The organism is Rhodococcus sp. NPDC058532, from assembly GCF_042719255.1.
Classification (GTDB): domain Bacteria; phylum Actinomycetota; class Actinomycetes; order Mycobacteriales; family Mycobacteriaceae; genus Rhodococcus_G.
The window spans coordinates 177,695-196,717 of record NZ_JBHXNU010000001.1; the positions used below are offsets into that span (position 1 = coordinate 177,695).

Annotated in this window: 17 protein-coding genes; 7 read left to right on the forward strand and 10 right to left on the reverse strand. The window is 71.0% G+C overall.

Annotated elements, in window-relative coordinates:
* Nucleotides 1–17: 17 nt before the first annotated feature.
* Both pnuC and ACFWQG_RS00810 read right to left on the reverse strand, forming a co-directional pair.
* On the reverse strand, nt 18–680 hold the full coding sequence (gene pnuC, locus ACFWQG_RS00805) for a nicotinamide riboside transporter PnuC (RefSeq protein ID WP_378505668.1): 663 nt from the start codon (nt 678–680) through the stop codon (nt 18–20).
* Complete coding sequence (locus ACFWQG_RS00810) at nt 680–2,338, reverse strand: peptide chain release factor 3 (protein ID WP_378505669.1); 1,659 nt, start codon at nt 2,336–2,338, stop codon at nt 680–682. Before ACFWQG_RS00810 ends, pnuC begins: the two co-directional genes overlap by 1 nt.
* Before the next feature lie 218 nt (nt 2,339–2,556).
* Here ACFWQG_RS00810 and ACFWQG_RS00815 point away from each other — a divergent pair, with 218 nt between their 5' ends.
* A complete protein-coding gene (locus tag ACFWQG_RS00815; protein ID WP_378505670.1) occupies nt 2,557–4,191 on the forward strand; it encodes a fatty acyl-AMP ligase in 1,635 nt (544 codons plus the stop codon).
* A 4-nt stretch (nt 4,192–4,195) separates the two neighbouring features.
* Here the strand turns inward: ACFWQG_RS00815 and ACFWQG_RS00820 are convergent, their stop codons facing one another.
* From ACFWQG_RS00820 to ACFWQG_RS00840, 5 genes are all read right to left on the reverse strand, one after another.
* On the reverse strand, nt 4,196–5,824 hold the full coding sequence (locus ACFWQG_RS00820) for a LuxR C-terminal-related transcriptional regulator (protein WP_378505671.1): 1,629 nt from the start codon (nt 5,822–5,824) through the stop codon (nt 4,196–4,198).
* 18 nt (nt 5,825–5,842) lie between these two features.
* Nucleotides 5,843–6,952 carry a flavin-containing monooxygenase gene (locus tag ACFWQG_RS00825; RefSeq protein WP_378505672.1) on the reverse strand — a complete coding sequence of 370 codons (1,110 nt, stop codon included), beginning with the start codon at nt 6,950–6,952 and terminating at the stop codon, nt 5,843–5,845.
* Between the two features lie 143 nt (nt 6,953–7,095).
* Nucleotides 7,096–7,674, reverse strand: a complete 579-nt coding sequence (gene pth, locus ACFWQG_RS00830) for an aminoacyl-tRNA hydrolase (RefSeq protein ID WP_378505673.1) — start codon at nt 7,672–7,674, stop codon at nt 7,096–7,098.
* Between the two features lie 94 nt (nt 7,675–7,768).
* Nucleotides 7,769–8,389 carry a 50S ribosomal protein L25/general stress protein Ctc gene (locus ACFWQG_RS00835; RefSeq protein WP_378505674.1) on the reverse strand — a complete coding sequence of 207 codons (621 nt, stop codon included), beginning with the start codon at nt 8,387–8,389 and terminating at the stop codon, nt 7,769–7,771.
* A 176-nt stretch (nt 8,390–8,565) separates the two neighbouring features.
* Nucleotides 8,566–9,861 (reverse strand): GAF domain-containing protein, encoded by a 1,296-nt coding sequence (locus ACFWQG_RS00840; RefSeq protein ID WP_378505675.1) that lies wholly within the window; start codon nt 9,859–9,861, stop codon nt 8,566–8,568.
* A gap of 160 nt (nt 9,862–10,021) precedes the next feature.
* Here ACFWQG_RS00840 and ACFWQG_RS00845 point away from each other — a divergent pair, with 160 nt between their 5' ends.
* Nucleotides 10,022–11,845, forward strand: a complete 1,824-nt coding sequence (locus tag ACFWQG_RS00845) for a flavin-containing monooxygenase (RefSeq protein ID WP_378505676.1) — start codon at nt 10,022–10,024, stop codon at nt 11,843–11,845.
* 25 nt (nt 11,846–11,870) lie between these two features.
* Here the strand turns inward: ACFWQG_RS00845 and ACFWQG_RS00850 are convergent, their stop codons facing one another.
* Nucleotides 11,871–13,040 carry an aminotransferase class V-fold PLP-dependent enzyme gene (locus ACFWQG_RS00850; RefSeq protein WP_378505677.1) on the reverse strand — a complete coding sequence of 390 codons (1,170 nt, stop codon included), beginning with the start codon at nt 13,038–13,040 and terminating at the stop codon, nt 11,871–11,873.
* A 158-nt stretch (nt 13,041–13,198) separates the two neighbouring features.
* Here ACFWQG_RS00850 and egtA point away from each other — a divergent pair, with 158 nt between their 5' ends.
* Genes egtA through egtD form a run of 4 tightly spaced genes read left to right on the forward strand, consistent with a single transcriptional unit; the run spans nt 13,199 to nt 17,468 of the window.
* Nucleotides 13,199–14,428, forward strand: a complete 1,230-nt coding sequence (gene egtA / locus ACFWQG_RS00855; RefSeq protein WP_378506030.1) for an ergothioneine biosynthesis glutamate--cysteine ligase EgtA — start codon at nt 13,199–13,201, stop codon at nt 14,426–14,428.
* Nucleotides 14,421–15,731, forward strand: coding sequence for an ergothioneine biosynthesis protein EgtB (gene egtB, locus ACFWQG_RS00860; protein ID WP_378505678.1), 1,311 nt, complete (start codon nt 14,421–14,423; stop codon nt 15,729–15,731). Before egtA ends, egtB begins: the two co-directional genes overlap by 8 nt.
* Entirely contained in the window at nt 15,724–16,494 is a 771-nt protein-coding gene (gene egtC, locus ACFWQG_RS00865; RefSeq protein ID WP_378505679.1) for an ergothioneine biosynthesis protein EgtC, read from the forward strand. The genes egtB and egtC overlap by 8 nt, the downstream gene beginning before the upstream one ends.
* Complete coding sequence (egtD, locus tag ACFWQG_RS00870; RefSeq protein ID WP_378505680.1) at nt 16,491–17,468, forward strand: L-histidine N(alpha)-methyltransferase; 978 nt, start codon at nt 16,491–16,493, stop codon at nt 17,466–17,468. Before egtC ends, egtD begins: the two co-directional genes overlap by 4 nt.
* A 72-nt stretch (nt 17,469–17,540) precedes the next feature.
* On the opposite strand, the gene ACFWQG_RS00875 is transcribed toward egtD, so the two are convergent.
* Entirely contained in the window at nt 17,541–17,675 is a 135-nt protein-coding gene (locus tag ACFWQG_RS00875; RefSeq protein ID WP_378505681.1) for a hypothetical protein, read from the reverse strand.
* Nucleotides 17,676–18,165: 490 nt separating this feature from the next.
* Here ACFWQG_RS00875 and ACFWQG_RS00880 point away from each other — a divergent pair, with 490 nt between their 5' ends.
* Nucleotides 18,166–18,492, forward strand: a complete 327-nt coding sequence (locus ACFWQG_RS00880) for a hypothetical protein (RefSeq protein WP_378505682.1) — start codon at nt 18,166–18,168, stop codon at nt 18,490–18,492.
* Nucleotides 18,493–18,526: 34 nt separating this feature from the next.
* Here the strand turns inward: ACFWQG_RS00880 and ACFWQG_RS00885 are convergent, their stop codons facing one another.
* Nucleotides 18,527–19,015, reverse strand: coding sequence for a GNAT family N-acetyltransferase (locus ACFWQG_RS00885; protein WP_378506031.1), 489 nt, complete (start codon nt 19,013–19,015; stop codon nt 18,527–18,529).
* Between the last annotated feature and the right edge of the window lie 8 nt (nt 19,016–19,023).

Here is a 19,023-nt window from a genome sequence, read left to right on the forward strand (position 1 = left end):
GGGTGTGGGCCCCACCGTCATGGCTGGGGCCCACACCGGTCGGGGTGGCGCCGCTGAATCCTCAGCCACACCGCGAATCCCCACACCACGAACGCGCCGTAGACGAGGTACAGCACCGCCGACGGGTAGTAGCCGGCCAGGAACAACTGCGGAACACCAACGGCGTCGACCGCGATCCAGATCAGCCAGAACTCGGTCCAGCCGCGGGCCATCCCGTAGGTGGCGAGCAGCGACCCGGTGAAGATCCAGGCCTCCGGCCACGGCCCGTACGAGCCGATCCGCTCGAAGATCTGCGCACACACCGCCGTGCCGAGCACCATCGCCGCGACCAGCAGCACCCGGTCGCGGCGCGGCGCCCAGTGCGGCAGCACCGCCTGCCCGGACTCGTGCCGGGACCGCAGCCATCGCGCCCAGCCGTAGACGCTGACCGAGATGAACATCAGCTGCCGTCCGGCCTGCCCGTACAGGTTCAGCTCCTGCGGGGTGTGGAAGAGCGCACCCATGAACACCGTGAACAGCAGCGCGTTGCCCGCGATGCCGATCGGCCACGCCCACAGCACCCGCTTCATGCCGCCGATCGCGGACGCGATGCCGAACCCGTTGCCGATGATCTCGCGCCACAGGATGGTCGCGCCGCCGAGGTGCAGTTGGGCGTCGAACAGCGCGACGAGCGGGTTCACTAGTCGGCGGTGGCGACGAGCGGCTCGAGGGTCAGGTCGGGGTGCTCCTTCTGGATGTACTGCAGCCGCCACTTGTCGCTGACCAGGGCGAGCATGACGCCGTCGGAACGGGTGAACACCTCGACGCCCCGCTGCCGGCCGAGTTCGACGGCGGACTCGGCGTCGGTGCGCCGCGCCAGCTGGTAGGGCAACCCCTCCATCCGCGCCTCGACGTTGAACTCGGCCTTCATCCGGGCCGCGACGACCTCGAACTGCATCGGCCCGACGGCCGCCATCACCGGCGACGCGTCGCCGCGGATGTCGTTGCGCAGGATCTGCACCACACCCTCGGAGTCGAGTTGTTCCACGGCCCGCCGGAACTGCTTGTACTTGCTCGCGCTCTCCGCCCGCAGCGTCGAGAAGTGCTCCGGGGCGAACGACGGGATCGGCGGGAACTCCACCTTGGTCTCGGTAAACAGGGTGTTGCCGGGGGCGAGCGCGGTCGCGTTGACGAGGCCGACGACGTCGCCGGGGTAGGCGCTGTCGACGGTGGACCGTTCCCGACCGAACACGGTCTGCGCGTACTTGGTGGCGAACGGCTTGCCGGTCTGCGCGTGCGTGACGACCATGCCGCGTTCGAAGACCCCGGACACGACGCGCATGAACGCGAGCCGGTCCCGGTGGGCGGTATCCATGCCCGCCTGCACCTTGAACACGACAGCGCTGAACGGGTCGGTCACCTCGCGCGGGGCCCCGGCGATGTCGTCGCGGGCCCCCGGCGACGGGGCAAGCGCGACGAGGGTGTCGAGGATCTGCCGGACGCCGAAGTTCAGCATCGCGGACGCGAAGATCACCGGCGAGGTCTGGCCGGCGAGGAACATCTCCTGGTCGTGGTCCTGCCCGGACGCGGACAGCAGCTCGCTCTCCTCGACCGCGGTCGCCCACGCCTCGCCGTCCCGGTCGGCGGCGAGGTCGGCATCGAGGATCTCCTCGGGCGCGATCTTCGCGCCGCCAGCGGTGCGGGTGAAGCGAACATACTCGCGGGGGGCGCCGTCCGCCCCGCGGCGCAGCAGGCCGCGGAAGTCGCCCGCGATGCCCACCGGCCAGTACAGCGGAGTCGGGGTCAGTCCGATCCGGTCCTGGATCTCGTCGAGCAGTTCCAGCGGAGACTGGCCGGGCCGGTCCCACTTGTTGATCACGGTGACGACCGGGATGCCGCGGTGCCGGCACACCTGGAACAGCTTGAGGGTCTGCGGCTCGAGACCCTTCGCGGCGTCGATCAGCATGACCGCGGCGTCGACGGCGGTGAGCACCCGGTAGGTGTCCTCGGAGAAGTCGGAGTGGCCGGGGGTGTCGACCAGGTTGACGACGTTCGGTTCCTCGTCCGGGTCGGTCTCGGGGGACTTGTAGTTGAACTGCAGCGCGGTGGAGCTGACGGAGATGCCGCGCGCCTTCTCCATTTCCATCCAGTCGGACACCGTCGACTTGCGGCCCGCCTTGCCGTGCACGGCACCCGCCTCGGCGATCATCTTCGCGTGTAGGGCGAGCGCCTCGGTGAGCGTCGACTTGCCCGCGTCGGGGTGGGAGATGACCGCGAAGGTGCGCCTGCGCCCGGCCTCCGCGGCGAGCGCCTTGACGGACTTGTCGGGGGCGGCGGTCGTCGACGCGGGCTCGGTCACCGAAATCTTCCTCACTACGGACTGGGGTCTGCTCGTCGGGCGTGCGGGCAGTGGCGATACGCCGGTTCTCCAGGTTACCCGCAGCGGGATCGTCCGTTCCGACACGCATCACCGAACCCGGGCGCATGCTTTGGGTGTAACACCACGGCCCGTGTGACGTATAACACAACAGCGGCGATCGAGGGTTGTGCGTGTGGGGACCCGGTGGGGAGTGCGCGATGAGCAGATTCACCGACGAGATGTACGAAACCTCCGTGACCAGCAGTCGAGGGCTGGTCACCGGTGAACCCGATGCCCCGGTGCGGCAGACCTGGGGTCGGATCCACCTCCGCGCTCGACGGGTGGCGGGCGGCCTCGGCGCGGCGGGCGTCGGACCGGGCGACGCGGTCGCCGTCCTTGCCGGGCTGCCCGCCGACATCGCCCCGGTATGCCAGGCGATCTGGATGCGCCGCGCGGCGGTCACGATGCTGCACCAGCCGACCCCCCGCACCGACCTCGAGGTGTGGGCACGGGACACCGAGCTCGTGGTGACGATGATCGGTGCGCACGCGGTGGTGCTCGGTGCCCCGTTCGACGCGGCCGCGCCCGTCCTCGCGGCCCGCGGAATCACCGTCCTCCCCGTCGACCGGCTGCTCGCCGGACATCCGGTCGACGCACTCGACGCGCACGAATCCGATGTGGCGTTGCAGCAGTTGACATCCGGATCCACCGGATCGCCGAAGGCGGTGCGGATCACGCACGCGAACTTCTACGCGAACGCGTGCGCCATGGTGAACCGGCTCAAGGTCGACGTCGAGAACGATGTGATGATCAGCTGGCTGCCCCTCTTCCACGACATGGGCATGGTCGGCTTCCTCACCCTGCCGATGCAGATGGGCGCCGAGGTTGTCGTCGTCACCCCGCTCGACTTCCTGCACGCCCCGCTGCTGTGGGCGGACCTGATCGGTCGATACCGCGGAACGGTGAGCGCAGCACCGAATTTCGCGTATTCATTGCTCGCGCGGCGGCTGGAGCAGGCGCCCGACGGGGCGTACGACCTGTCGTCAATGCGCTGCCTGCTCAACGGGGCCGAACCGGTGGACGCGGACACCATGCTTGCCCTCGCCGCGGCGGGCGAGCGGTTCGGTCTGGACCCGGCGGCGCTGGCCCCGACCTACGGGATGGCGGAGGTGACGCTCGCGGTGTCGTTGCCGTCGCCGGGGCGGGGGATGGTCCTCGACCTCGTCGATCCCGACCTGCTTGACGCGATGCGCAGCGCCGTCCCATCGACGCGGCACAACGCACGCAGAATGGTCACCCTCGGCAAGGTGGTGTCCGACCTCGAGGGGCGCGTCGTGGACGAGGAGCGCAGGGACCTGCCCGCACGGAACGTCGGGGTGATCGAGGTCCGCGGCCGGTCCGTCACACCCGGCTACCTCACCGTCGACGGCCCGCGTCCCGCGCAGGACGCGGACGGCTGGCTCAGCACCGGTGACGTCGGGTACTTCACCGAGGACGGTCTCGTCGTGGTGTGCGGCCGGGTCAAGGACGTCATCATCATGGGCGGCCGCAACGTCTATCCCACCGACATCGAACGGGCCGCGCTGACGGTCCGCGGCGTGCGCCCCGGCAACGCGGTCGCGGTGCGGCTCGACGCAGGGAACCGGCGTGAGTCGTTCGCCGTCGCCGTCGAGACCAACGCGATCGACGACCCGGCGGAGGTGCGACGCATCGAGCACGAGGTGGTGCACGCCGTCGTCACCGAGATCGGGGTGCGGCCCCGCACGGTCGCGGTGCTCGGGCCGGGCAGCATCCCGAAGACGTCCTCCGGCAAGCTGCGCCGCTCCCATTCGGCCGCCCTGCTGCGTGGATGACCGATCAGGTCAGGTGATGCGCGAACGCGAACGCCGCCGCAGCGGTCCGGGAGGTGACGTTCAGCTTGCCGAAGATGTTCGACAGGTGCCGTGCCACCGTCTTCTCGCTGAGCACCAGCTCGGCGGCGATCGCCGGGTTGGTTCGGCCGGCGGCGACGAGCCGCAGCACCTCCAGTTCGCGAGCGGTGAGCCCGCCGGGTGTGGCCGGTCGCAGCAGCATGTCCACCTCGTGCTCGGCGGGGGCGGCGCCGATGGTGTGGAAACACCTTCTGGCGGATTCGAATTCGGTGATCGCGGAGGTCTCGTCGCCGAGGTCGCGCAGCGCGCAGCCGATCCGGACCCGGCAGCGTGCCGCCTCGTACCGGGACCCGAGGTCGTGCCAGCCGCGCGCCGCCCGGCGGAGATGGGCAATCGCGGTGGCCGGCTCCGATCGGGCTGCGGCGACCCGCCCCGCCGCCGCGTTCGCGGCCGCGCGCACCGCGTCGACCCCGAAGCGTTCGGCCGTCGCGGACAGCTCCGCGGCGCATACCGACGCCTCGTCGATCTCGCCGGCGGCGAGCAGGATCTCGACCGCGGCGGGCAGCACCGAGCAGCGGTGCACGGGGTCGGCGCGTTCGGCGAGCAGCCGCCGGGCCGCGCCGAGGGCCGCGGCGGTGCGGCCGCGGGCGAGCCACAGCAGCGCCATGCCGGGCTGCGGCTCGTGCCCGTACTCGACTGCCTGCGCGTACGCGGCGGCGGCCGCGTCGTAGTCGCCACGCAACCGCAGCACGTCCGCGCGTTCGGCGGTCGCCAGTCCGGCGGCGACCGGGGTGTCGGCCGCCAGGTAGCGGCGCACGGCCACGTCGAACTCCTCGAGGGCAGCATCGAAGGCGCCGCGCCAGCGCATGATCTGCCCGCGGTGCACCGCGCACTGCCCGGCGAAAGCGATCAGGCCGGGCTGACGTTCGCACCAGGTGGTCAGCGCCATCGTCCATTCGGACATCCGGCCGATGTCGGCGATCTCCTGGCAGCCCTCGATGACCGTGCAGTAGACGTAACCGGCGAAGACGGTCGACACCTCGCCGCCGGAGATCGCGACCATCGCCTCGTCGAGCAGGGCGACGCCCTCGGGCACCGCCCCCGCGTACAGGGCTAGGCGACCGCGCGCGGACAGGCCCATCGCGATCAGGTCGGGGTCCTCGAACCGTCGGCCGTGCGCGACGATGTCGTCGGCGCGGGCGGCCGCGTTGGCGAAGTCGCTGGCGGACAGGCTGCGGTACATCAGCGCGATCTGCAGGTATCCGCGCTCCACGACGTCGCCGGGCACCTCGGCCAGCAGTCGCTGCGCCCGCTCGACCCAGCCGTTGCCGACCGCCACCTCCCCGGTGGTCAGCAGCAGCATTGCGAGCTGGACCGCGCAGCCAGCGGCCCCGGTCCGGTCGCCGGACTCGAGACGCAGTTGGCAGGCGCGCTGCCAGGCGGCGACGCAGTCGTTCTTCCGGCCCGTCAGGTGCGCTGCCGCTGCCAGCCGGGCGAAGTCGTCTCCGTCGAGGGCGGTGGCGACAGCGGCATCGCTCAGCGCTTCGTACGCCGCGACCCATTCTCGGCGTTCGTAGGATTCCCGCGCCCGCACCAGGCGTTCGACCACGCCCACGTGTCGAGGATACGGCGATCAGGCAGCCTGCTGAACAGGCCGGCGGATGCCGGTGCGGTCGGCGATCCTGCGCGCGACGTAGTCGGCGTCCCGTCCGACGCCGGGAAACACCATGGAACTGAACGCGTACTGGAAGCTGAGCCCGCAGAAGTACAGCCCCGGTACGTCCGCCGCCTCGCCCCGATACTCGCGCGGCCAGCCGTCGTCGCCGATCACCGGCGGCTCGATCCAGTCGAACACCTGACGGAACCCGGTGCACCACACGATGTTCCGGACGTCGAGGACGCTTCCGTCCTCGAGTGCGGGCCGGCCGTCGACGGACCCGGACACCCGGGCGGTGGTCCGGCGCACGCCGACGCGGGCCAGGTCCGCGCGCTTGACCCGGAGCATCGGTCCGCCGTGTAAGCGGATCGCGGTCATCTCCTTGCGGCCGAGCGGGGTCCGCCGGGTGAGCAGGTGCCGCCACGCGAACACCAGGACCGGGAGCGCGAGCCGGATCCGGCGCGAATCCCACGGCAACGGGATCTGACCGCAGTCCCGTCCAGCCAGGGTAGTCGCACGCGTGCCGGCCAGTTCGTAGGCGATGTCGGTGCCGGAATGCGACGCGCCGACCACCAGCGCCGGGCCGGGGAGCAGTTGGCCGGGGCGCCGGTAGTCGCTCGAGTGCAGTTGCCGGATGTCCGGGGACAGCTCGGCGGCCACGTCGGGGACGTGGGCGGTGCGGCCGAAGGTGCCGGTCGCGACGACGATGTTGTCGCAGGTGATGGTGTCGCCGTCGAGCGAGGCGGCGAACCCGCCGCCGGGTCGGGAGGTGAGCCGGTTCACGGCGGTGCTCAGCCGCACCGGAAGGTCCCAGTGCAGGGCGTAGCGTTCGAGGTAGTCGGCGACCTCGTCCTTGCCCGGGTAGTGCCAGCGATCCTCCGCGGGGAACGGCAGCCCGGGCAGGCCGTCGTACTTCGCGGGCGTGTAGAGCCGAAGTGAGTCGTAGTGCCGGCGCCAGTTGTCGCCGATCCGGTCCTGCCGATCCACGATCAGGCAGTCCCGGCCCCGCCGCTGCAGGTGGTAGCCGGTGGCCAGGCCAGCCTGTCCGGCCCCGACGATGAGCGTCTCGATGTGCTGCGCGGTCATGGTGTCCTCCCGTGTCGGTGGACACTCCACGCTAGGAAGTGGGGGCCGCTGCGCGCGTCGGGCGAATCACCCATCTGCCGCCCCACCTCCGTGAGTACTTTCGGCCCACCGGGGGGCCAGAAGGACTCACGGGCGCGGGGCGCCTAGTGCAGCTGGTTCTGTGCCGTTTCGAGGCCGACGCGAAGCAGCAACTCCACCGCGTCGGCCGCCTCCTCGCGGACCAGGTCCAGTTCCTTCCGCTCGACCGAGGAGAACGGCTTGAGCACGTAGTCGGCGGGGTCCATCCGGCCCGGCGGTCGGCCGATGCCGACCCGGGTGCGCAGGTAGTCCTTGGTGCCGAGGGCCTGCGAGATCGAGCGCAGCCCGTTGTGGCCGCCCTCGCCGCCGCCGAGCTTGAGCCGCAGCGTGCCGTAGTCGAGGTCGAGTTCGTCGTGCACCACGACGAGATTCGCCGGTGCGACGGAGAAGAACCGGGCGAGTGCGGCGACCGGCTTCCCGGACAGGTTCATGTAGGAGCGCGGCTTCGCGAGAATCACCTGACGGCCGGCGAGCCGGACGGTGACGGCGTCGGATCCGGACTTCTTGTGCGCGCTGAACCGGGACCGTTCCCTGGCGGCGAGGGTGTCGACGACCATGAATCCGATGTTGTGCCGGGTCTTCTCGTACTGGGGTCCGGGGTTACCCAGCCCGACGACGAGGGCGGTGTCGGTCGAGTCGCTCAACGCTGACGGTCCTGTCCTTCGAATGCGCGACGACGCGCCGCCCGGTGCGGGCGACGCGTCGTCGACGTCAACTGATGTGGTCCGAGCGGGTGGATCAGGCCTCTGCGGCTTCGCCCTCGGCTGCCTCGGCGGCGGCCTCTTCGCCCGCGCCCTCGAGGGACTCGGCGGACGGGGCCTCGACGATGTTCACGAGCAGCAGCTCGGCGTCGTCGGCGAGGGTGGCGCCGGTGGGCAGCTCGACGCCGCCAGCCAGGACCTGGGTGCCTGCCTCGGCGCCCTCGATGGAGATCTCGACCTGCTCGGGGATGTGCAGGGCCTCGACCTCGAGCTTGATGGTGGTGACGTCCTGGGTGACCAGGGTGCCGGAGGCGGCCTCACCGGTGAGGACGACGGGCACCTCGACGGTGACCTTCTCGCCCTTCTTCACGACCAGCAGATCGGCGTGCTCGATGTGGCGGCGGATCGGGTGGACGACGACCGACTTGGTCAGCGCGAGCTGCTCGGTGCCCTCGATGTCCAGGGTGACGACCGCGTTGGTGCCGTGCGCGCGCAGGATCGCGGCGAACTCGCGGGCGTTCACGCTCAGGTGCTGCGGGTCGGTGCCGTGGCCGTACAGCACGGCGGGCACGTTGCCGTCGCGGCGGGCGCGACGGGCGGCACCCTTGCCGAACTCGGTGCGGACGGCGGCCTTGAGGTTGTTGACATCTGTCGACATGGGAATCGGCTCCTACGGATCACATCAGTGTTTGCAAGTCGGATGTCATCTCGAACGGGGGGCGACGGACGCGCACGGCCCCGGAGCAGGTGCTCGTTGGGAATCAGCCATGGCCGCGTCGATCACGGTGAGCCTGCGTAAGCGGGTTCACCCTCGCCGAGACAACGCGAGACAGCTTACCCGACGGGGCGGGGCGGCCGCCACTGCCGGGCAAGTGCCCGCACCCCGGGGCTGGTGGACCGTCGGAGGAAGGTGCTGTCGGCGAGGCGATCGACGTCGCCGAGGGCGACCGTGAACTGCACCGACCCCGCGAGACGGTAGGGCCGACCGTCGACGACGGAGCCGAGGACGCGGCGCAGCCGGGAGATCTCGGCGCGCACCGCAACGGCGTGGTCGGGGTCCCCGTAGAGGCCGGTGCTGAGGTCGGCAACGGACAGGCCGTCGCGGCCGCTGTGGTGCAGGAGCAGCAGGATCTCCGCGTGCCTGCCCGACAGCGGGGCCCGCCAGGTGGCGTCGTCGCCGGTCACGACGACGACCGGCGGGCCGGACAGGTCCAGTTCCATCGTGATGCGGGTGTCCGGGCCGGCCTGCCGCACCAGCCAGCCGTCGCCGACGCGTTCGGGCGTGCAGACGCCGAGCCCGGGGACGGTCAGGGTGCGGTCCGCGCTGGGAGCCGGGATCCGCTTGGTCGCCGCGACCCCGGCGCAGTGCGCGACCCAGCCGTTATCGTCGACCAGCAGCACCGGCCCCGACGTCGACGCCAGCGCGGGCGCCGCAACGGCGCGCAGCCGGTCGAGCCGCGCCTCGTGATGCCGCCACAGCTGCGCCTCCGCGAGCCGCACCGCGGTCTCGACGAGCGCGGTGACCGCCGGGTGCAGGGTCAGGGCCGGGCCGCTGACGTCGACGACGCCGAGCAGGTCGCCGGTGCGAGGGTCGTGAATCGGGGCGGCGGTGCAGTACCAGGGGTGCTGCGTCTGCTCGAAGTGCTCACCGGAGAACAGTTGCACCGGTGCGCCTTCCGTGAGGGCGGTGCCGATCGCATTGGTGCCGACCGTTCGTTCCGTCCATTCGGCGCCCTCCAGGAAGCCGAGCGCGTCGGCCCGACCGCGGACCCTGGCCGAGCCGGACCGCCACAAAATGATGCCGTCGGCGTCGGCCACCACCATCAGCATGTGCGACGCCTCGGCGACCGCGGCGATCACCCGGTTGAGGTCGGCGATCACCTCGGCCAGCGCGGACCGGCGCCTGCGGTTTTCGATCTCGTCGAGGGGGAGCAGCGTGCGGGTGTTGCCGCCGTCCGGTGCGAGCCCGGATTCGAGGACCCGACGCCACGACCGCTGCACCACCGCGCGCGGCCGCAGTGCGGGGCGGCCGCCTCCGATCACGGCGTCGTGCATGCGGACCAGGTCGCGCGCGTGCCGGGACAGGTCCGTCCCCGGCGTGATCGCGCCGAATCCGCGTGCGCCGACCATCCCCACGACCTCCGCCTTCGTTGGTGGTTCCGCGAGCATATGCCCGCCCTGTGTCGGGTGTCACATGCCTCGCGCCGGTGCTGCAACGCGCTGCAACGCTTGTCCGCCGCCGCGTTCGAGAGTGTGCTCTGCATCACAGCACCAACGGAAGGATGGCGTCATGACCCAGACACTCGATCCGGTCACCACACCCGGCACCGGCACCCCGCGGGAGCGCGTCGACGCCTGGCTGGCAGCGTTCGAGACCGCGCTCGCGGCCAGGAACGTGGCGGCCGCGGCAGGCCTGTTCGCCACCGACAGCTTCTGGCGCGACCTCGTCTCGTTCACCTGGAACCTCAAGACGGTCGAGGGGCGCGAGGGCGTCGCGGCGATGCTGCGGGACCGGCTCGACGACACCGATCCGTCCGGCTTCCGCGTCCTCGAGGAGCCGACCGAGGCGGACGGGGTGGTCACCGCCTGGATCGCATTTGAGACCGCCACCGGCCGCGGGGAGGGACACCTGCGCCTGCGCGACGATCTCGCGTGGACGCTGCTGACCACCCTGCAGGAGCTGAAGGGGCACGAGGAGGGTCAGGGCGCGCGCAGGCCGAAGGGGGCAGCGCACGGCGCCGACCGGGACCGGGTCACCTGGGCGGAGCAGCGGGAGATCGAGGACCGCGAGCTCGGATACACGGCGCAGCCGTACGTGGTGATCGTCGGCGGCGGGCAGGGCGGCATCGCGTTGGGGGCGCGGATGCGTCAGCTCGGGGTTCCGACGCTGGTGCTCGACAAGCACGACCGGCCCGGCGACCAGTGGCGGGGCCGCTACAAGTCGCTGTGCCTGCACGACCCGGTCTGGTACGACCACCTCCCGTACCTGCCGTTCCCCGACAACTGGCCGGTGTTCGCGCCGAAGGACAAGATCGGTGACTGGCTGGAGATGTACACGAAGGTGATGGAGGTGCCGTACTGGTCGAAGACCACGTGCACGTCCGCGTCCTACGACGAGAAGACGGGCACCTGGACGGTCGAGGTGGAACGCGACGGTGAACCGATCACGTTGCGGCCCAAGCAGTTGGTGCTCGCGACCGGGATGTCGGGCAAGGCGAACGTGCCGACCTTCCCCGGGATGGACAAGTTCCGGGGCGACCAGCACCACTCCAGCGCGCATCCCGGTCCGGACGCCTACGCGGGCAAGAAGGCCGTCGTGATCGGTGCAAACAACTCCGCCCACGACATCTGCGGGGCGCTGTGGGAGCACGGCGCGGAGGTGACGATGGTGCAGCGGTCCTCGACGCACATCGTCAAGTCGGATTCGCTGATGGACCTCGGCCTCGGTGACCTGTACTCGGAACGAGCCCTCGCCGCCGGAATGACCACGCACAAGGCGGATCTGACGTTCGCGTCGCTCCCGTACCGGATCATGCACGAGTTTCAGATTCCGATCTACCAGGCGATCCGCGAGCGGGACAGGGACTTCTACGATCGGCTCGAGGCGGTCGGCTTCGACCATGACTTCGGCGACGACGGTTCCGGGCTGTTCATGAAGTACCTGCGGCGCGGGTCCGGCTACTACATCGACGTCGGCGCCGCCGAACTCGTTGCGAACGGCGACATCGCGCTGGCACACGGCAACGTCCGGGAGCTCACCGAGACGTCGGTGATCCTTGAGGACGGCACCGAACTCGAGGCCGACGTGGTGGTCTACGCGACCGGCTACGGCTCGATGAACGGCTGGGCCGCGGACCTGATGGGGCAGGAGGTCGCCGACCGGGTCGGCAAGTGCTGGGGTCTCGGGTCGGACACCACGAAGGATCCGGGTCCGTGGGAGGGCGAGCAGCGCAACATGTGGAAGCCGACCCGGCAGGAGGCGCTGTGGTTCCACGGCGGCAACCTGCACCAGTCGCGGCACTACTCGCTGTACCTGGCGCTGCAACTCAAGGCCCGGTACGAGGGCATCCCCACCCCCGTGTACGGGCTGGCGGAGGTGCATCACCTCAGCTGAGGCGGGGCGCGGCCGTCGCGGGTGGCTACAGCCCCGCGACGGCCGCGACCAGGCGTTCGAGGTCCTCGAAGGTGTTGAAGTAGTGCGGCGACGCGCGCAGGACACCGTCGAGTCCACGTCGGGTCATGTCCACGTAGGTCGAGCCCCGACCGCTGACGGTCACCGTGATGTTCTTCTCCGCCAGCATCTCCCGTGCGGTGGCCGGATCGACGCCGTCGACGGTGAACGAGACGATGCCGCTGCGATGGCCGCCGAGGTCGCGGACGGTCACCCCGGGGAGCGAGGCGAGCTCGGTGCGGGCGAACTCGGCCCGCGCCGACACCGCGGCCGCGACCTCGTCGACGCCGAGGGCGAGCAGGTACCGCACCGCCGCGCCGAGCCCGAGACGCCCGGCGACCGAGCACTCCCAGAATTCGAACCGGGACGCGTCCGGGGCGAGCCGGTAGCCGGACGCCTCCGCCCACTGCGCGCCGTGCAGGTCGAGCGCGGCAGGCTCCATCGTCCGGGCCAGTTCGGGTCGCAGGTACAGGAACCCGGTGCCCCGCGGGCCCCGCAACCACTTCCTCCCGGTGGCGGACAACGCGTCGACCCCGAGGACGCCGACGTCGACCGGGATCTGGCCGACGGACTGGCAGGCGTCGAGCAGCACCAGGGCGCCGACCGCGTGCGCGAGATCGACGACCTCCCTGACGGGATTGAGCAGTCCGCCGTTGGTCGGGGCGTGCACCAGGGAGACGATCCGCACCCGCTCGTCCAGCATCCGATGCAGCGCGTCCAGGTCGACGTCGCCTGCCGGGGTGGACGGCACCACCTCGACGCTTGCCCCCGACGCGCGGGCCCGCTGCAACGCGGCGATCGCGTTGCTCGCGTACTCGACCTCGGTGATCAGGATCCGGTCGCCCGCCGTCAGCGGGACCGCGTAGAAGAAGTCGGACCAGGCCCGGGTTGCGCTCTCGACCAGCGCGAGGTCGGACGGCTGCGCCCCGAGCAGCCGGGCCAGCGCGAGCTTGACCTCGGCGAGGTCGTCGGCGCGTTCGGCGGCGGCCAGGTAACCTCCGATCTCCGCCTCGCGCCGCAGGTGCGCGACCGTTTCCTCGAGCACCGGGGTCGGGGGCAGCGACGACCCCGCACTGTCGAGGAACACCCGATCCAGACAGCCAGGGGTGTCGGTACGGACGCGGTCCTGATCGAGCATCGGGTCCTCCCACGCTGGTCGCCGGCTGGCATCGACGCTACCCGCGCGTTCCGGGTGGCGCGGGTGACACGGACGGCGGAACCGGTCTAGTGTCGGTCACGTTCTGCGATCCGTACTGCCGCACGAGTGCCGTCCGATGATCGGAGCAGGCGATGACCATGGCGACCCACACGGGACCCGGTCGGCTCACCACCAGGGCCGCCGCGGAGGCCTATGTCGGTGGCGTCTGCTTCAAACTCGGCCCGCCGCGCCTGATCGGGGCCGAACTGGAATGGCTGACCCGATCACCCGACGGCCACCGCCCTGCCCTCGCCGACTTCCGGGCCGCGCTCGGATCGCACGCCCCGACCACCGTCGATGCCCGCTCGCCTGCGGATCCGCTGCCCGCGGGTAGCCGCGTCACCCTCGAGCCGGGCGGCCAGATCGAACTCTCCAGCCCCCCACTGCCGTCGGTGGCGGAGCTGTGCGAGGCCCTCGCCTCGGACACCGCGCACCTGCGCGGACTGCTCGACCGGTCCGGGATCGCGATGCATGATGCGGCGGCGGACGTGGAGCGGCGTGCCCAGCGGATCCTTCCCGCCCCCAGATATTCTGCGATGCAACGACGTTTCGACCGGATCGGTCCGTTCGGTCGACTGATGATGTGCAACACCACCGCCACCCAGATCAGCGTCGATGCCGGCGCGGATCCGGCGGACGTGGCGGCCCGCTGGACGGCACTGCACGCGATGGGGCCGGCGTTGCTCGCCGCGTTCGCGTGTTCCCCCAGGCTGCGGGGGGCTCCCGACGGCGAGTGGGCGTCGCAGCGGATGCGGACCTGGTTCGAGCTCGACCACGGCCGCACCTCCCCACCCCCGATGGCAGAGCCGATCGCGGGCTACGCGCGGTGGGCGCTCGACGCCCCACTGCTGTGCGTGCGAAACGGGTGCGGCGGCCGCGGTGACGACTGGTCGCTCGACCGGGACGCCAGCTTCGCGGCGTGGCTCGACGGGGAACTCGACGCGGAGATCGGGCGGCGACCCGATCGCGACGACCTGGACTACCACCTGACCACCCTGTTCCCTCCGGTGCGCGCGGGCGGACACGTCGAGGTGCGGTATCTCGACGCTCAGCCCGGCGGCCTGTGGCGGGTGCCGATCGCGGCGCTCGGTGCCCTGCTCGGCGATCCGCGGACGGTCGCGGCGGCGACGGTGCTGGCGTCGGGGACCGTCGGACGCTGGCGGGATGCCGCCGAGTTCGGCCTCCGGGATCGGGAGATTCGTTCCGTGGCAGCGGATCTCCTCGACCTCGCCGCGGAAGGAGCGGAGTCCTGTGCCGGGGACCTCGCCGCAGCGGCCCGCCGATGTCGTCGCGGTCGCTCGGTCGCCGAGGCGGTCGCCGATGCATGACGAGACGGCGACACCCGAGCGGATCAGGGCGACGCTCGCCGGGCACCTGGCCCGGGCCCGCGACCGCAGTCGAGCGCTGACCGAGTGTGTCGACGATCGGGACCTGATCGCGCAGCACTCCCCGCTGATGTCCCCGCTGGTGTGGGATCTCGCGCACATCGGCAACCAGGAGGAACTGTGGCTGGTTCGGGACGTCGGCGGGCGTGCTCCGCTGCGCCGTGACATCGACGACCTCTACGACGCGTTCCAGCACGCGCGCTCCGCGAGACCGTCACTGCCGCTGCTGGATCCGGGTGAGGCACGCGGCTACGTCGGGCAGGTGCGGGAGATGACGTGGGACGTTCTGGACCGCTCACCGCTGGCGGGCCGACGCCTGGAGCGGGACGGGTTCGCGTTCGCGATGATCGCCCAGCACGAACAGCAGCACGACGAGACGATGCTCGCCACCCACCAGTTGCGCAGCGGCACCCCGGTGCTGACGGCGGCCCCCGCCCCCGGCGCGGTTGTGGACGTCGCCGGAGAGGTGACGCTCCCCGGCGGCGAGTTCGAACTGGGCACCTCCACCCATCCCTGGGCGCTGGACAACGAACGGCCCGCGCACCGGGTCTCGCTGCCGCCCTTCGTGATCGACGCGGCTCCGGTGACCAACGCCCGCTACCTGGAATTCATCGCCGACGGCGGCTACGACCGCCCCGAGCTGTGGAGCACTCGGGGCTGGGCGCACCGGTCGGACGAGTCGCTCGAGGCGCCGCAGTTCTGGGAACGGGACACCTCCGGCACCTGGTGGCGTCGGGTGTTCGGGGTGATGACCCCGGTGAACCCGCGGCAGCCGGTGACGCACGTTTGCTACTTCGAGGCGCAGGCCTTCGCGCGGTGGGCGGGGGGTCGACTGCCAACGGAGGCGGAGTGGGAGTTCGCCGCCCGGTGGGACCCGGCGACGGGACGATCCCGCCGATTCCCCTGGGGCGATGCCGAACCCACCGCGGAGCATGCGAATCTCGGGCAGCGGCACCTTGAGCCGGCGGAGGTCGGTGCCTACCCCGGCGGGGCGTCCCCGTCCGGCGTGCACCAGCTGATCGGCGACGTATGGGAGTGGACGAGTTCGGACTTCCGCCCCTATCCGGGATTCGCGGCGTTCCCGTATCGGGAATACTCGGAGGTCTTCTTCGGCGGCGACTACCGGGTGCTGCGGGGTGGGTCGTTCGGCACCGACCCGGTGGTGTGCCGGAGCACCTTCCGGAACTGGGACCACCCGATCCGCAGGCAGATCTTCGCCGGCTTCCGGTGTGCGCGCGATGTGTAGGCATCTGGCGTATGTCGGCCCGCCGAGGTCGGTGGCCGAGGTGATCACCGGCGGCACCCACAGCCTGCTCCGGCAGTCCTGGGCGCCGACCGACATGCGGGGCGGCGGCACGGTCAACGCCGACGGATTCGGCGCGGCGTGGTGGCCGGACGGCGCCGCCCCCGCGGTGGCGTACCACAACGCGAGCCCGATCTGGTCGGATCCCGCGGTTGTCGGGGTGCTCGCGCAGGTGCGGTCGTCCGCGGTCGTCGGTGCGGTCCGGTCGGCCACCGAGGGGATGCCGCTGTCGCGGGAGGCGTGCGCCCCGTTCCTCCACGAACGGTGGGTATTCAGCCACAACGGGCGGATAGCCGGGTGGCCGGGGTCCGTCGCGGCGATCGCGGAGTGGCTGCCCGCGGTGGAGTTGCTGACGATGCCCGCGTTGACGGATTCGGCGTTGCTGTGGACCCTGCTGCGGCGCCGCCTCGCGGTGTCGTCGCCCGCGGACGCGCTGCGCGAGCTGGTCGTGGAGGTCGTGGCGGCGGCGCCGCGCTCGCGGCTGAATCTGCTGCTCAGCGATGGTACCGGGGTGTGGGCGACGGCCGTCGATCATGCCCTGTCCGTGCGGGTGGACGAGTCAAGCGCGGTGGTGGCGTCGGAACCGACCGATGACCGCGACGGCTGGGTTGCGGTGCCGGACGGGCACGCGGTGCAGGCGCGTCCGGGGCACCTGGAGATCACCGATCTGGCGATACCGGAGTGGGAAGGGGCGGGACGGGCATGATCGAGCCGACGATCGAGGTGCACCTGGTGCCGGAGCAGGTGGAGGCGAACCTGCGAACCGACGCGCAGATCGGGTTGACGGCGACACCGAAGTGGCTGCCACCCAAGTGGTTCTACGATGCGCATGGCAGCGAACTGTTCGAGGAGATCACCCGGTTGCCGGAGTACTACCCGACGCGGACCGAGCGGGAACTGCTGCGGGTCAGCGCCGCGGACATCGCGGCGGCCGCCTCGGCAGAGGTGCTGGTGGAATTGGGGGCGGGGTCGTCGGAGAAGACCCGGCTGTTGTTGGCCGCGCTCACCGACCACGGAACCCTGGAGCAGTATGTCCCGCAGGACTTCTCGGTGGCGGCGCTGGAGTCGTCGGTGCACGAGCTGGCGCGTGACTTCCCGTCGCTGGCGGTCCGGGGGGTGGTCAGCGACTTCACCGACACCCTGAACACCCTGCCGCGGGCGCGGGACGGCAAACGGATGATCGCGTTCCTCGGGGGGACGCTGGGCAACCTTGTTCCGGACGAGCGTGCCGAGTTCCTCGCCTCGGTGGCGGGCGTGCTCGACGAGGGCGAGCAGCTGCTGCTCGGGGTCGGATTGGCGACCGACCCGGCGGTGATGGTTCCGGCCTACGACGATGCGGCGGGGGTGACGGCACGGTTCAACCTGAACGTGCTGGCGGTGCTCAATGACCGGCTGGGTGCGGACTTCGATCCGGACCGGTTTCGTCATGTGGCGCTGTGGGATTCACGCAACGAGTGGATCGAGATGCGGGTGGAGGCGCTCGCCCCGATGCGGGTGCGGATTCCGGCGCTCGACCTGGACGTGAGCTTCACGGAGGGGGAGCAGATGCGGACGGAGATCTCGGCGAAGCTGCACGTCGACGGCATCCGCAAGGAACTCGACGTGGCGGGCTTCGCGGGTGATCGGGTGTGGACCGATCCCCGGGAGCGCTTCGCGCTCGTCCTCGCCGATCGGGTCTGATTGCACCGAGGCCGGATCCGTCGTCGCTGAGGGGGCCTTCGACGGATCCGGCTCGGGGACTCAGACCACGGATCAGGCTGCGCTGAAGGAGGTCAGCGCGATGCCAAGGCCGACAACGGCGCCGAGGCCGACGATGACGCCGCCGACGCCACCGATGACCTTCTGCAGGTCGCCAGCGAGCTTGAGGTCTTCAGCGGTCGATCCCATGTGATTTCTCCTGTGATGTGGGGGTTGGTGACGCAGGTCTCATCGGCCAGCGCCGGGTAATTGGTATCACGGTTTGGGCACGGTGATAACCATGCAGATGAATATCCGGATAACTCTCACCGGGGCATGATGTGAGGGTGGCGAAGGAAATGTGTCTGCTTTGCCCCGTTTGACGGATTCGCGTGAGGCGTCACCTGCGGGTTTGGCGCGTCGGTTCGGGGCCGTGCGCGGGCCGTCCGGCCCGCGGGCGTCCCGGAGATTCATCCCGCTCAGCGGGACTGAAGGGTCGTCGGCGGCGGGTCGGCGTGCCTTCCGCTGCGTTTCGATCCCGTCCACCGGTGTCGTGTGACGGGAATAACGCGCGGTACGGAGAGGTTGTCGCCAGTACGCACATGACGACAGCCCGCCGGATGGCCGGGCGACGCGTCGGCGATGCGGACCTCGATCACCGCTACGCGCCGCGGCCTCCCGCTGGAGGGACGGCACCACCATGACAATGGCAACGACGGCCTGGCTCCTGGGATCGATCACCGCGGCGGCGATCGGCCTGGCGACTCCGCTGCAGGGGGCCACGCCGCCAGCAGGCCCGGACGCGACGACGGTGTCGGCCGCCCCGCGGTCGGCGGACGTAACGGACCGGGACGACGATCAGGATCGGCGCGACCGCATGGAGGAGCGCCGCGAACAGCGGGAGTTGGAGCGTGCGTGCGGGCTGGAGGAGGGCGAGCCGGAACTCGTCCCGCTGCCCGCGCCGGAGGAGTGCGAGCTGCCGGGGGAGCCGATGTGGCTGAGCCCCGCCTTGTCCGCACCGGCCTGACCGGCAGGCAGCCCCGCCGGTCGCGGGCGGTGACCTACAGGATCAACTGCAGGTAGGTCATGTCGAGCCACCGGCCGAACTTGATCCCGACCTCGGGCATCACGCCGACCACCGTGAATCCGAACCGCTCGTGCAGGGCGATCGAGACGGTGTTGCCCGCCTCGATGCTGGCCACCATCACGTGGACCTGCCCGGCGCGGGCCCGGGAGACGAGTTCGGTCATCAGCGCGGACGCGACACCCCTGCGGTGATGGTCGGGGTGCACGTACACCGAGTTCTCGACCGTGTGCCGGTAGCCGCTCTTGGCGCGCCACACCCCATAGGAGGCATAGCCGGCGACGCGTCCGCCGGACACCGCGACGATCACCGGGAACCCGTTGGCGCGTCGATCCTCGAGCCAGGCCCGCCGGTCGGCGACGTCGACGGTCTCCTCGTCCCAGATCGCGGTGGTGTTGCGGACCGCCTCGTTGTGGATCTCGAGGATCCCGGGCAGGTCGGCGGCGCTGGCGTCGCGGATCTCGATGGTCACCG

What these genes read in the sequence shown, in the direction of transcription:
- ACFWQG_RS00815 (WP_378505670.1), top strand. Translation starts at nt 2,557, where the DNA reads ATGAGCAGATTCACCGACGAGATGTACGAAACCTCCGTGACCAGCAGT.
- ACFWQG_RS00825 (WP_378505672.1), bottom strand. Translation starts at nt 6,952, where the DNA reads ATGACCGCGCAGCACATCGAGACGCTCATCGTCGGGGCCGGACAGGCT.
- ACFWQG_RS00835 (WP_378505674.1), bottom strand. Translation starts at nt 8,389, where the DNA reads ATGTCGACAGATGTCAACAACCTCAAGGCCGCCGTCCGCACCGAGTTC.
- ACFWQG_RS00840 (WP_378505675.1), bottom strand. Translation starts at nt 9,861, where the DNA reads ATGGTCGGCGCACGCGGATTCGGCGCGATCACGCCGGGGACGGACCTG.
- ACFWQG_RS00845 (WP_378505676.1), top strand. Translation starts at nt 10,022, where the DNA reads ATGACCCAGACACTCGATCCGGTCACCACACCCGGCACCGGCACCCCG.
- ACFWQG_RS00850 (WP_378505677.1), bottom strand. Translation starts at nt 13,040, where the DNA reads ATGCTCGATCAGGACCGCGTCCGTACCGACACCCCTGGCTGTCTGGAT.
- egtA (WP_378506030.1), top strand. Translation starts at nt 13,199, where the DNA reads ATGGCGACCCACACGGGACCCGGTCGGCTCACCACCAGGGCCGCCGCG.
- egtB (WP_378505678.1), top strand. Translation starts at nt 14,421, where the DNA reads ATGCATGACGAGACGGCGACACCCGAGCGGATCAGGGCGACGCTCGCC.
- egtC (WP_378505679.1), top strand. Translation starts at nt 15,724, where the DNA reads ATGTGTAGGCATCTGGCGTATGTCGGCCCGCCGAGGTCGGTGGCCGAG.
- egtD (WP_378505680.1), top strand. Translation starts at nt 16,491, where the DNA reads ATGATCGAGCCGACGATCGAGGTGCACCTGGTGCCGGAGCAGGTGGAG.
- ACFWQG_RS00875 (WP_378505681.1), bottom strand. Translation starts at nt 17,675, where the DNA reads ATGGGATCGACCGCTGAAGACCTCAAGCTCGCTGGCGACCTGCAGAAG.
- ACFWQG_RS00880 (WP_378505682.1), top strand. Translation starts at nt 18,166, where the DNA reads ATGACAATGGCAACGACGGCCTGGCTCCTGGGATCGATCACCGCGGCG.